The 12,486-nt window shown below is 63.9% G+C and carries 11 protein-coding genes; 3 read left to right on the top strand and 8 right to left on the bottom strand.

The features are described 5' to 3' along the window. Positions 1-11 precede the first annotated feature (11 nt). Positions 12-794: an enoyl-CoA hydratase gene (locus tag HWW87_RS09855; RefSeq protein ID WP_175820133.1), complete on the top strand. Its 783-nt coding sequence runs from the start codon at positions 12-14 to the stop codon at positions 792-794. A gap of 464 nt (positions 795-1,258) precedes the next feature. Beyond that, the gene (locus HWW87_RS09860; RefSeq protein WP_175820134.1) at positions 1,259-1,693 is read left to right on the top strand and encodes a hypothetical protein; all 435 of its coding nucleotides are present in this window, start codon (positions 1,259-1,261) and stop codon (positions 1,691-1,693) included. A gap of 124 nt (positions 1,694-1,817) precedes the next feature. On the opposite strand, the gene ppx is transcribed toward HWW87_RS09860, so the two are convergent. After that, positions 1,818-3,332 carry an exopolyphosphatase gene (ppx, locus tag HWW87_RS09865; protein WP_175820135.1) on the bottom strand — a complete coding sequence of 505 codons (1,515 nt, stop codon included), beginning with the start codon at positions 3,330-3,332 and terminating at the stop codon, positions 1,818-1,820. Between the two features lie 279 nt (positions 3,333-3,611). On the opposite strand from ppx, the gene ppk1 reads away from it, so the two are divergent. Next, positions 3,612-5,675, top strand: a complete 2,064-nt coding sequence (ppk1, locus tag HWW87_RS09870) for a polyphosphate kinase 1 (RefSeq protein ID WP_175820136.1) — start codon at positions 3,612-3,614, stop codon at positions 5,673-5,675. 87 nt (positions 5,676-5,762) lie between these two features. On the opposite strand, the gene phoR is transcribed toward ppk1, so the two are convergent. From phoR to pstS, 7 genes are all read right to left on the bottom strand, one after another. After that, positions 5,763-7,082 carry a phosphate regulon sensor histidine kinase PhoR gene (gene phoR, locus HWW87_RS09875; protein ID WP_175820137.1) on the bottom strand — a complete coding sequence of 440 codons (1,320 nt, stop codon included), beginning with the start codon at positions 7,080-7,082 and terminating at the stop codon, positions 5,763-5,765. A 57-nt stretch (positions 7,083-7,139) separates the two neighbouring features. Next, positions 7,140-7,841 (bottom strand): phosphate regulon transcriptional regulator PhoB, encoded by a 702-nt coding sequence (gene phoB, locus HWW87_RS09880; protein WP_006750313.1) that lies wholly within the window; start codon positions 7,839-7,841, stop codon positions 7,140-7,142. Between the two features lie 31 nt (positions 7,842-7,872). Further along, positions 7,873-8,577, bottom strand: coding sequence for a phosphate signaling complex protein PhoU (gene phoU, locus HWW87_RS09885; RefSeq protein WP_006758671.1), 705 nt, complete (start codon positions 8,575-8,577; stop codon positions 7,873-7,875). 18 nt (positions 8,578-8,595) lie between these two features. Beyond that, positions 8,596-9,444 carry a phosphate ABC transporter ATP-binding protein PstB gene (pstB, locus tag HWW87_RS09890; RefSeq protein ID WP_006490515.1) on the bottom strand — a complete coding sequence of 283 codons (849 nt, stop codon included), beginning with the start codon at positions 9,442-9,444 and terminating at the stop codon, positions 8,596-8,598. Between the two features lie 15 nt (positions 9,445-9,459). After that, positions 9,460-10,353 (bottom strand): phosphate ABC transporter permease PstA, encoded by an 894-nt coding sequence (pstA, locus tag HWW87_RS09895; RefSeq protein WP_175820138.1) that lies wholly within the window; start codon positions 10,351-10,353, stop codon positions 9,460-9,462. Further along, a complete protein-coding gene (gene pstC / locus HWW87_RS09900) occupies positions 10,350-11,333 on the bottom strand; it encodes a phosphate ABC transporter permease PstC (RefSeq protein WP_175820139.1) in 984 nt (327 codons plus the stop codon). Before pstC ends, pstA begins: the two co-directional genes overlap by 4 nt. Before the next feature lie 93 nt (positions 11,334-11,426). Next, the gene (pstS, locus tag HWW87_RS09905) at positions 11,427-12,461 is read right to left on the bottom strand and encodes a phosphate ABC transporter substrate-binding protein PstS (protein ID WP_006490565.1); all 1,035 of its coding nucleotides are present in this window, start codon (positions 12,459-12,461) and stop codon (positions 11,427-11,429) included. Between the last annotated feature and the right edge of the window lie 25 nt (positions 12,462-12,486).

Here is a 12,486-nt window from a genome sequence, read left to right on the forward strand (position 1 = left end):
ACCTCACATCTATGAACGAATTCTCTACGTTGACTCGGGACGACCGAGGCGTTGCAACTCTCACAATCGCCAACGCAGGCAAGGCGAACATTCTGTCGTCTCCGGTTATGGATGGCCTGATCAAAACGCTCAATGAACTTGCGAAGGACGAGTCGCTGAAGGTGCTGGTGCTGGCCAGCAACGGCGAAAATTCATTTATCGGAGGCGCCGACCTCAAAGAGATGGCCCGGTTGGAGGCTGCCGAAGCGGAGGCGTTTATCTGTCGTTTGAAAGCGCTGTGCGATGCCATCCGGGCATTTCCGACGCCTGTCGTTGCACGTATCCAGGGATGGTGCCTCGGTGGCGGGCTGGAAGTCGCTGCTTCGTGTGACATCCGCGTTGCGGGTTCCAATGCAAACTTCGCCATGCCTGAAGTACGTATGGGCATCCCGTCCGTCATTCACGCCGCCCTGCTGCCTCGTCTCATGGGGCGCGGTCGCGCAAGCTGGCTGATGCTGGTTGCCGATAGTATCGATGCGAAGCAGGCGCTCAAATGGGGGTTGGTCGAGCAAGTGGTCAATGCTTCGCAACTTGATATGGCCGTTGACGAATTGGTGGCAAAGCTCGTCGATTCGAGTGCATGCGTGCTGCGGACGCAGAAGGCACTGTTGAACCAATGGGATGAGTTACCGCTTTCGGCAAGCGTCGAAGTCAGCATTCAGTCATTTCGAGACTCATTTGAGACAGGCGAGCCAACACAGTTCATGAACGCCTTCTTCGAGAGACGCAAAAAACGTGACGCCTCTGCTTCCTGAGCGCGACGGCAAATTAACAACCACTACCTCGGCCATCCTTGCCTGCACGCTGCTTCTTCTCGTTTTCGCTCATCGTTGCCACCGTTTTGCTACAACATATAGCGTAGCGGGTCGGATCGCAAAATCTCAATGAGCTTAAATTTCACACAAAATCAATGACTTATGATTTAAACCGATTACCATCGACGTTGAAAGTAACGGGACCCGATTGGGGATCAGAGGGTCGCAGGTTCGAATCCTATCGCTCCGATCAAAGGAATCAAGGAGTTACGGTCAAGCACCGTAGCCCCTTTTCCGTTTACGGGCTCTTGAGCCGCCCGCCCTGAATCCCGGCTCGCCGCGATTCGGTCCATTGCAGGGATCAACCGGGGTGTCGACGCGACCATGCATCGATCTCTACCGCAGCCCGCGCACGGAACTTGCTCGAACACGCGATAATACGTGTGAACAACCTGCAACCGCGCATGAAAAACAACATTCTCAAGCCAGCCCTCTGCGCGTCGCTGCTCGTGCTCGCCACCGCCGGCACCGCGTCGGCGAAAGCGCTCGACGACGCGCTCGATTGCCATTCGACCGGCCACAAGTTCGTCGCGCCGCTGCTCGCGGCCGGCGACATCCAGTCGGAGCCGATGCACGTCGAATCGAATTCGGTCAATGCGTTCCGCACGAACCGCTCGCTGACGGCGTACGGCTTCGGCGTCTACGTCGTGCTCGGCTACCAGGCGAATGACCCGATCTTCCGTCCGGGCGACGGCAAGCCGATCGGCGACTGGGCCTACGGTGTCGTCGTGCGCGGCACGAAGAGCGCGGTCGAGGAAGCCGTGCGCAAGGCCGGCAGCGACGCAACCGTCAAACAGGCGTTCCCGTTCCTGACCGCGATCGTTTGCTCGTCGGATTGAGCCGACCGTCAGCACCCGCGTTGCGCGGCCCGTAACGATCGTACGGCGCGGCGTCCGACGGGTGCCGCCAGCGCGGCACATCCCCCGCAGCCCGGAACACCCTCCGGGCCCCGCTATCGCCCTGTCACGCGCCGGTATAAACCACGCGATACGGGATACCGACCTTCTCCCACTCCGCCGCCTCCTGGCTGAGGCTGTAGTCGGTCAACGGGTTCTGCTCGACCCAGGCGTTAGGCAGACGCACCTCATACCCGCCCTTCTTCATCTGCGAAACGGAGATGTCGGGCAGCCCCGCATCGGTCCGGCGCCGGCATAGCAGCGCCGCGAGCCGCAGGCAGAACAGCAGCGGCCATTCGACCTCGCGCGCCTGCGACAGCTTGCCGAGCTTGCCTGCATGACCGAGCACGAGCGCGGCGAGCCGCGCCTGGTCGGTGCGCGAGAAACCCGGCATGTCCGCGTTACTCGCGATATAGGCCGAATGCTTGTGATACGCGCTGTGCGAGATCGACAGGCCGATCTCGTGCAACGCGGCCGCCCAGCCGAGGAACATCCGCCCTTCCTCGCGCGCTTCCTCGTCGTCTTCCTCGAGCTCGTCGTAGAAACGCACCGCGAGCGCACCGATCCGCTCGGCCTGCGCACGATCGACGCCGTAGCGGCGCGTGAACCCCTCGACGGTCACCGCACGCATGTCCTCGTGCTGCGTCCGGCCGAGCAGGTCGTACAGCACGCCGAGGCGCAGCGCGCCGTCGGTCGTATCGACGTAGTCGACCCCCAGTTCCTCGAACACCGCCAGCATGATCGCGAGGCCGCCCGCGAGCACCGGCACGCGGTCGGGTTTCAGCGCGATCAGCTTCAGCCGGTTGACGTTCTCCGACTTGATCAGCGCACGCTTCAGCCGCTCGAGGCCGCCGCGCGAAATGCCGTGCGTGATGCCCGGATCGTTGAAGCCGTTCGCCTCGACGAGTTCCGCGAGCGCGCGCGCGGTGCCGGACGAACCGATCGCCTGGTCCCAGCCGGCCTTCTTGTACTCGCTCGAAATGATCTGGATCTCGCGCTTGGCCGCGAGTTCGGCCTGCCGCATCGTGTATTCGTCGACGTTGCCGGCCGGAAAGAAGGTGCGGCTATGGCTCACGCAGCCGATATAGAGGCTCTCCATCACGATCGGCGTGTAGTGCGAGCCGATGATGAATTCGGTCGAGCCGCCGCCGATATCGACGACGAGCCGCTTGCCGGCGCTCGCCGGCACCGAGTGCGCGGCGCCCGCATAGATGAGGCGCGCCTCTTCGCGGCCCGCGATCACTTCGATCGGGAAACCGAGCGCCGCCTCGGCCTCGCCGAGGAATTCGGCGGCGTTCTTCGCGACGCGCAGCGTGTTGGTCGCCACCGCGCGCACATGATCGGGATGGAAATCGCGCAGGCGCTCGCCGAACCGCTTGAGCGCCTCCCAGCCACGCTCCTGCGACGCGCGATCGAGCATCTTGTCGCTCGACAGGCCCGCAGCCAGCCGAACCGGCTCGCGCAGCGCGTCGACGGGATAGATCTGGCTGCCGGCCGGCGTTTCCTCGACGCGCCCGACGATCAGCCGGAAGCTGTTCGAGCCGAGATCCACGGCAGCCAGCAAGTGGGGAGTTGTAACCATCAGAAGGGGGCTCCGTGCGCGTTCTTCCGCAGCAGCCGTTCCGGCCACCGCGGGCGATCAATCAAAGGCGACATTTTAAGCGTGGAACGCTTGCCGTTGCCACGCTTCACGGGCATGCAGACTACTCGATTCCATATAGCCGAAACATTTATGCGACGAAAGGGTTCCGGCGTAGAATTTCCCGATATAAAACCATGATTGTCATCAGCACGTCATCGTACCGTGAGAGTTTCCGAGCGTCCTTTCGAATCATCGCCTGAATTACCCCCTACTCTGCCGATGTCCGTCCGTTATCCGCTTCTCAATCGTGAACTCGGCATCCTCGGTTTCAACGAGCGCGTGCTGGCCCAGGCGGCCGATCCGCAAGTCCCGTTGCTCGAGCGCCTGCGCTTCATCTGCATCACCAGCAGCAACCTCGACGAGTTCTTCGAAGTCCGGATGGCCGGCCTGCAGGAGCAGATCCGCGACAACCCCGGCGCGCTGACGCCCGACGGCATGTCGTTACAGCACGCTTACGATCTCGTCGTCGAACGCGCGCAACGGCTCGTCCATCGACAGTACACGATGCTGCACGAAACCGTGCTGCCGGCGCTCGAACAGGAAGGCATCTACTTCCACGCGAGCGACGCGTGGAACGACGAGCAGCTCGAATGGGCGCGCCGCTACTTCCTCGACGAGCTGCTGCCCGTGCTGACGCCGATCGGCCTCGATCCCGCCCACCCGTTCCCGCGCGTGCTGAACAAGAGCCTGAACTTCGTCGTCGAGCTCGAAGGCCGCGACGCGTTCGGCCGCCAGGCCGTGATGGGCATCGTGCAGGCGCCGCGCGCGCTGCCGCGCGTGGTGCGCATGCCGCATGCGCTGTCGGGTTTCGAGCACGGCTTCGTGCTGCTGAGCTCGTTCATGCAGCGCTTCGTCGGCGAACTCTTTCCGCAACTCGTCGTGAAGAGCTGCAACCAGTTCCGCATCACGCGCAACAGCGAGCTGTTCGTCGACGAAGACGAAATCACGAACCTGCGTGTCGCGCTGCAGGGCGAACTGCCCGCGCGCCACCTCGGCAACGCGGTGCGCCTCGAAGTGTCGGCGGACACGCCGCTGCACATCGTGCGACGCCTGCTCGAGGAAAGCGAACTCAGCGACAAGGACTGCTATCGCGTGGACGGGTCCGTGAACCTCGTGCGCCTGATGCAGATTCCCGATCTCGTCGACCGCCCCGACCTGAAGTTCACGCCGTTCACCGCATCGACCCCTGCCGCCATCGCCAACGCGCCGACGATGTTCGACGCAATCGACAACGGCGACATCCTGCTGCACCACCCGTACGAAAGCTTCCAGCCCGTGCTCGAACTGCTGCAGCAGGCCGCGAGAGACCCAAGCGTCGTCGCGATCAAGCAGACGATCTACCGCACCGGCACCGACTCGCCGCTGATGGACGCGCTGATGGAAGCCGCGCGCAACGGCAAGGAAGTGACCGTCGTCGTCGAGTTGCTCGCGCGCTTCGACGAGGAAACCAACATCAACTGGGCGTCGCAGCTCGAAGCCGTCGGCGCGCATGTCGTATACGGCGTGGTCGGCCACAAGTGCCACGCGAAGATGATGCTGATCGTGCGGCGCGTCGTGCAGGCCGGCAAGGCGTCGCTGCGCCGCTACGTGCACCTCGGCACCGGCAACTACCATCCGCGCACCGCGCGCCTCTACACCGACTTCGGGCTGATGACGGCCGACCAGAAGATCTGCGAGGACGTTCATCACGTATTCCAGCAACTGACCGGAATCGGCGGCGAACTGACGCTGCACGAGCTGTGGCAGTCGCCGTTCACGCTGCATCCGCGCATCATCGATTCGATCCGCGCGGAGATCGACAATGCGCAGGCCGGCAAGCGCGCGCGCATCGTCGCGAAAATGAACGCGCTGCTGGAACCGTCGGTGATCGCCGCGCTGTACGAAGCGTCGCAGGCCGGCGTCAAGGTCGACCTGATCGTGCGCGGCGTCTGCGCGCTGAAGCCCGGCGTGCCGGGGCTGTCGGACAACATCACGGTGCGCTCGATCGTCGGCCGCTTCCTCGAACACCACCGCATCTACTATTTCCACGCGGGCGGCGCCGAAGACGTCTATCTGTCGAGCGCCGACTGGATGGACCGCAACCTGTTCCGCCGCGTCGAAGTCGCGTTCCCGATCCGCGAGCGCAAGCTCAAGCGCCGCGTGATCGCCGAAGGGCTGTCGGTGTGCCTCGGCGACAACCAGTCGGCGTGGCTGATGCAAAGCGACGGCCACTATCGCCGGCGCCGCACCGGCAAGACGAGCCGCAACGCGCAGCTCGGGTTGCTCGCGAAGTTCTGCTCGTGAGCCGTCGGCGCGATGCGGGTCGCGCGCCGCTTCACCATGAAAAAAGCAGCCCGCGGGCTGCTTTTTTAACGCCGGGCCGCGACGCGATCAGGCTTCGTAAGCGGCCGGCCGGATCGCGATGATGCGCGAACCCGGGAATCGCGCAGTGAACGTACTGCCGCGCCCTTCCTCGCTCTGCACGTACAGATGCGCGTCGTGCCGCTGCAGCACGTGCTTGACGATCGCGAGCCCGAGGCCCGTGCCGCCCGTATCGCGCGAACGGCTGCGATCGACGCGATAGAAGCGCTCGGTGAGCCGCGGCAGGTCGGCGGCCGGAATCCCGAAGCCGCTGTCCGTGACGGAAAACACGCCCTGCGCACCTTCGCGCCGCCACGACACGACGATCTTGCCGCCGTCCGGCGTATAGCGGATCGCGTTCGTGACGAGATTCGCGAACGCGCTGAACAGCTCCGTCTGCGCCCCCGTGACACCGAGCGTCTCGTCGATCGAAAACGCGATGTCGTGATGCCCGCTCGACAGCGTCTGCGCATCTTCCTTCAGATGATCGAACACCGCACGCATGTCGATCGCGTGATCGACCGGCGGCTTACTCTCGCCTTCCAGCTTCGCGAGCACCAGCAGGTCGGTCACGATGTGCCGCATCCGCGACGCCTGCTGCTCCATCATGTCGAGATAGCGCGCGCGATCCTCCTCGTTCAGCGGCAGCTCGCGCATCGTCTCGAGGAAGCCCGACAGCACGGTGAGCGGCGTCTTCAACTCGTGCGACACGTTCGCGACGAAGTCGCGCCGCATCGCGTCGGTGCGCTCGAGCTCGGTGATGTCCTGGGTGAGCAGCAGCTTGCGGTTCTCGCCGTACGGAAACACCTGCACGGCCAGCACGTTCTGCCGCGAGTCGCCCATGCCGCGCATCAACAGCGTCTCGTCGTAATGCTGCGCATTCAGGTAGCGGACGAAATCGGGATGACGCACCAGGTTCGTGATGTGCTGGCGCAGGTCGCGCTTCGCATCGAGGCCGAAATGGACTTCGGCGATCGCGTTGCACCACTCGATCTGGTCGTGGTCGTCGAGCATCGCGACGCCGTTCGGCGATGCCTGGATCGCCTGGATGAAGCGCGAGTGCTGCTGTTCGACCTGTCGCACCTGCGCATGCCACTGCTTCGCGAGCTTGTGCAGCCGATAGTAGATCTCGCCCCAGATGCCCGGCGCACTCGGCACTTCGCCGTAGACCGGTGCATCGAGCAGGCGCCACAGACGCTGCGTATGGAAGGTGCTGAAAAAGCCCTGCGCGACCAGCATCACGACCACGAACACGAGGCCCGCGATCGGGCCGGCGAAGACGCCGACCAATACGCCGATCAGCACGAGCAGCACGAGCGACACTAGAAAGCGCGCCCAGATGATGTTCATGATTCAGCGTCCGAAAGAATGAACGGCATGCCGCGGCACGCGGCATGCCCGAATACGTTACGCGTGCTTGGCCAGGCGGTAGCCGCTGCCGCGCACGGTTTCGATCATCGCATCGCAGCCGGCCGGTTTCAAGGCCGCGCGCAATCGTTTGATGTGCACGTCGACGGTACGCTCCTCGACGAACACATGGTCGCCCCACACCTGGTCGAGCAGTTGCGTGCGGCTGTGCACGCGCTCGGGATGCGTCATGAAGAAATGCAGCAGACGGAATTCGGTCGGGCCGAGATCGAGCTTGATCTCGCTGCCGTCCCCGTGCGCGGCGACGCGATGCGTGGCCGGGTCGAGGCGCAGCCCGTTGATCGACACGACGTCCTCGGTCAGCTGCGGCGCGCGGCGGCGCAGCACGGCCTTGATGCGCGCCATCAGTTCCTTCGGCGAGAACGGCTTCGTCACGTAGTCGTCCGCGCCGATCTCGAGGCCGAGCACCTTGTCCTGCTCGTCGCCGCGGGCGGTGAGCATGATGATCGGGATGTGTTTGGTCCGTTCGTTGTTGCGCAGGTCGCGCGCGAACGCGATACCGGACTTGCCCGGCAGCATCCAGTCGAGCAGCACGAGATCGGGCAGCACGTCGCTGATCAGGTTCTGCGCCTGTTCGGCGTTGTACGCACGGATCGGGCAATGACCGGCGTGCTGGAGATTCACCGAGATCAGTTCGGAAATCGCGGGCTCATCTTCAACGACGAGAATGTTGCTGGGCATCGGCACCTCTATTCTTCCTATATGGAGTCGATTAACTGTTGGCTTCGCGATCGAGCGTGTCGCGCGGCTGGTGCCGCACGTCGGTGCCCTTCACGATGTAGATGATGAATTCGGCGATGTTCTTCGCGTGGTCGCCGATCCGTTCGATCGCTTTCGCGATGAACAGGTAATCGAGGCCGACCGAGATCGTGCGCGGATCTTCCTGCATGTACGACACGAGCTTGCGCACGAATGCGCGGAATTCCATGTCGATCTCCTTGTCGTCCTTGACGATCTGCGCGGCGGCCACCGTATCGAGACGCGCGAACGCGTCGAGCGCGCGGCGCAGGATCGTCACGGCCATCTCGCCCGACACCTTGATCTCGGCGATGTTGACCGCACGCGCGGCCGGCTCGTCGACCAGGCGGCGCACGCGCTTCGCGATCTTCTCGGCCTCGTCGCCGGCGCGTTCGAGGTTCGTAATCGTTTTCGAAATCGACATCAAAAGACGCAGGTCGCGCGCGGCAGGCTGCCTCCGCGCGATGATGTTGCCGCACTCCTGGTCGATGTCCACTTCCATCGCGTTCAGCGTTTCCTCGGCCGTGATCACCTTCTCGGCCGCATCGCGATCGAATTCGTTCAGCGCGTGCATCGCGCCGACGATCTGCGACTCCACGAGTCCGCCCATTTCCAGCACTTTCGACGACACGGCATTCAGGTCCGCGTCGAACTGGCTCGACAGATGTTTATCCGACATGACTGTTGTTCTCCGTCATCAGCCGAAGCGGCCGGTGATGTAGTCTTCCGTTTCCTTGCGCACCGGCTTGATGAAGATCTTTTCGGTCTCGCCGAACTCGATCAGCTCGCCCAGGTACATGTAGGCCGTGTAATCCGAGCAGCGTGCGGCCTGCTGCATGTTGTGCGTGACGATCACGACCGTGTAGTCGCTCTTCAGCTCCGCGATCAGCTCTTCGATGCGGCCCGTCGAGATCGGGTCGAGCGCCGAGCACGGTTCGTCGAGCAGCAGCACTTCCGGACGGATCGCGATGCCGCGCGCGATGCACAGACGCTGCTGCTGGCCGCCCGACAGCCCGTAGCCGCTCTGGCCCAGCTTGTCCTTCACTTCGTTCCACAGCGCGGCCTTCGTGAGCGCCCACTCGACGCGGTCGTCCATTTCCGAACGCGTGAGCTTTTCGAACATCTTCACGCCGAACGCGATGTTGTCGTAGATCGACATCGGGAACGGGGTCGGCTTCTGGAACACCATGCCGATCCGCGCGCGCAGCAGCGAGATGTCGCGCTTCGTCGTCAGCAGGTTCTCGCCGTCCATCAGGATTTCGCCTTCGGCGCGCTGCTCCGGATAGAGCGCGAACATCTTGTTGAACGTGCGCAAGAGCGTCGACTTGCCGCAGCCCGACGGGCCGATGAACGCCGTCACCTTCCCTTCGGGAATGCGCAGGTTGATGTTCTTCAGCGCGTGGAACTTGTTGTAGAAGAAGTTGAGGTTGTTGACCTCGATCTTCGCGTTCAGCGGCGCGAGCGGACGGCCGTGCGCCGCGTCTTGCGTGCCGGCGGGCGCAGCGGTGCGCTCGACGGGATTCAGGTGGCTTTCTGCCATATTCATCGGATCGCTCCGCCGTTACTTTTTCGAGAAGATCGAGCGCGCCAGGACGTTCAGTCCGAGCACCCCGAGCGTAATCAGGAACACGCCCGCCCATGCGAGCGACTGCCATTCCGCGAACGGGCTCATCGCGAACTTGTAGATCGTGACCGGCAGGTTCGCCATCGGCTGGCTCATGTCCCACGAGAAGAACTGGTTCGACAGCGCGGTGAACAGCAGCGGCGCCGTTTCGCCGGCAATCCGCGCAACCGCGAGCAGCACGCCCGTCGTGATCCCGCCGATCGACGCGCGCAGCGTGATCTTCAGCACCATGCGCCACTTCGGCGTGCCGAGCGCGAAGGCCGCTTCGCGCAGCGCATTCGGCACGAGCTTCAGCATGTTCTCGGTCGTGCGGATCACGATCGGGATCTGCAGCAGCGCGAGCGCGATCACGCCGGCCCAGCCCGAGAAGCGCCCCGACTTCGCGACGACGATCGCGTACACGAACAGGCCGATGACGATCGACGGCGCGGACAGCAGGATGTCGTTGATGAAGCGGATCGTGCTGGCCAGCAGGTTCTTCTGGCCGTATTCGGCGAGATAGACGCCCGCGAGGATGCCGATCGGCGTGCCGACCAGCGTGCCGAAGCCGCACAGCAGCAGGCTGCCGACGATCGCGTTCGCGAGACCGCCGCCTTCCGTGTTCGGTGCCGGCGTCGATTCCGTGAACAGCTGCAGCGACAGGCCGCCGACACCGAGGTGGATCGTCGTGTAGAGAATCCACACGAGCCACAGCAGGCCGAACGCCATCGCGCCGAGCGCCGCGGCGAGCGCGATCGCGTTGACGGCCTTGCGCTTGCGCTGCAGGCGGTTGCGCATCGCGTCGAGCACGGCGCCGTCCGGCCCCGGGAAATTCATGATGGGCTCGCTCATTTCTTGCCCTCTCCCTTCTCGAGACGAAGCAGCAGCAGTTTGGAGATGGACAGCACGATGAAGGTGATCACGAACAGGATCAGGCCGAGCTCCATCAGCGCGGACGTATGCAGGCCCGGCTGCGCTTCCGCGAATTCGTTCGCGAGCGCCGACGTGATGCTGTTGCCCGGCGCGAACAGCGACACGCTGTCGAGCAGGTTGGTGTTGCCGATCACGAAGGTCACGGCCATCGTCTCGCCGAGCGCGCGGCCGAGGCCGAGCATCACGCCGCCGATCACGCCGGTCTTCGTATAGGGCAGCACGACCTTCCACATCACTTCCCAGGTCGTGCAGCCGATTCCGTAGGCCGATTCCTTCAGCAGCACCGGCGTGACCTCGAACACGTCGCGCATCACCGATGCGATGTACGGGATGATCATGATCGCGAGGATCACGCCGGCCGCGAGGATGCCGATGCCGATCGGCGCGCCGGACGTCAACGGGCCGAGCACCCACACGTCCTTGAGCAGGCGGCCGAGCGGTTTCTGGAAGTACTCGGCGAAGATCGGCGCGAACACGAGCAGCCCCCACATGCCGTACACGATCGACGGAATCGCCGCGAGCAGTTCGATCGCGATGCCGAGCGGGCGGCGCAGCCACACGGGCGACAGCTCGGTGAGGAACAGTGCGATGCCGAAACTGACGGGCACCGCGATGACGAGCGCAATGATCGACGTCACGATGGTGCCGTAGATGGGCACGAGTGCGCCGTAGATGTCCGAGTTGGGATCCCACTCGGATTGCCACAGGAAGCCGAGGCCGAACTTCTGGATGGTCGGCATCGACGCAATGATCAGGGAAACGATGATCCCGCCCAGCAGCAGCAGGGTCACGATCGCGGCGAGCCGTGCAAGGCCGCCGAACAGGACATCCCCGAGACGGCTCGGCGCGCGCTGCGCACTGTCGGGCGATCGGGAGGACGTGTATGAAATATCAGACATGGGTGCCTGCTTTTGATTGCCGGGCGCCGTAACGCCCGGCTTTACCGCACACACTGCCCGACCGGCACGGCCGGGCAGCGAACCGCTGCATGCTTACTCGGCGGCGACCGGCTTGCCCGAAGCGTCCGTCACCTTCGTCTTCCACTGCTTGCGGATTTCCGTCTCGACCGTCGCCGGCAGCGAGATGTAGTCGAGGCTGTCGGCAGCCTTCTCGCCGTTCTTGAACGCCCAGCTGAAGAACTTCAGCGTTTCGGCGCCCTGCTCCGGCTTGTCCTGCTTCGCGTGCAGCAGCACGAACGTCGCGCCGACGACCGGCCACGCTTCCTTGCCCGGCTGGTTCGTCAGGATCTGGTAGAACGACTTCGACCAGTTCGCGCCTGCTGCTGCGGCCTTGAACGTTTCCGTCTTCGGCTCGACCACCGTGCCCGTCGAATTCTTCAGCGCGGTGTAGGTCATGTTGTTCTTCTTCGCATACGCCCACTCGACGTAGCCGATCGCGCCCGGCAGGCGCTGCACGAAGGCCGCGACGCCGTCGTTGCCCTTGCCGCCCGTGCCCGTCGGCCAGTTGACCGTCGTGCCTTCGCCGATCTTCGACTTCCACTCGTCGTTGACCTTCGACAGGTAGTTCGTCCAGATGAAGCTCGTGCCCGAACCGTCAGCGCGGCGGACCACGGCGATGTCCGTATCCGGCAGCTTGACCTTCGGGTTCAGCGCGGCGATCGCCGGGTCGTTCCACTTCTTGATCTTGCCGAGGTAGATGTCGCCGAGCACCGGGCCCGACAGCGTCAGTTCGCCGGCCTTCACGCCCGGCACGTTGACGACCGGCACCACGCCGCCCACCACCGTCGGGAACTGGAACAGGCCTTCCTTCGCGAGCTCTTCATCCTTCAGCGGTGCGTCCGAACCGGCAAAATCGACCGTCTTCGCGACGATCTGCTTCAGGCCGCCCGACGAGCCGATGCCCTGGTAGTTGACCTTCGAACCGCCGGACTGCTGGTAGTCGGCAGCCCATTTCGTATAGATCGGCATCGCGAACGTGCTACCTGCGCCCGTGATGTCAGCAGCGTGGGCGGCGACGGCGAAAAGCGCGCCAGCCAGGCCGGCAATCGCGGTTTGCATCAATTTCATGAGACCTCCAGTGTGTGAGCGGATG

It is taken from the genome of Burkholderia sp. BCC0419, assembly GCF_902830285.1.
In the GTDB taxonomy this organism is placed as follows: Bacteria; Pseudomonadota; Gammaproteobacteria; order Burkholderiales; family Burkholderiaceae; genus Burkholderia.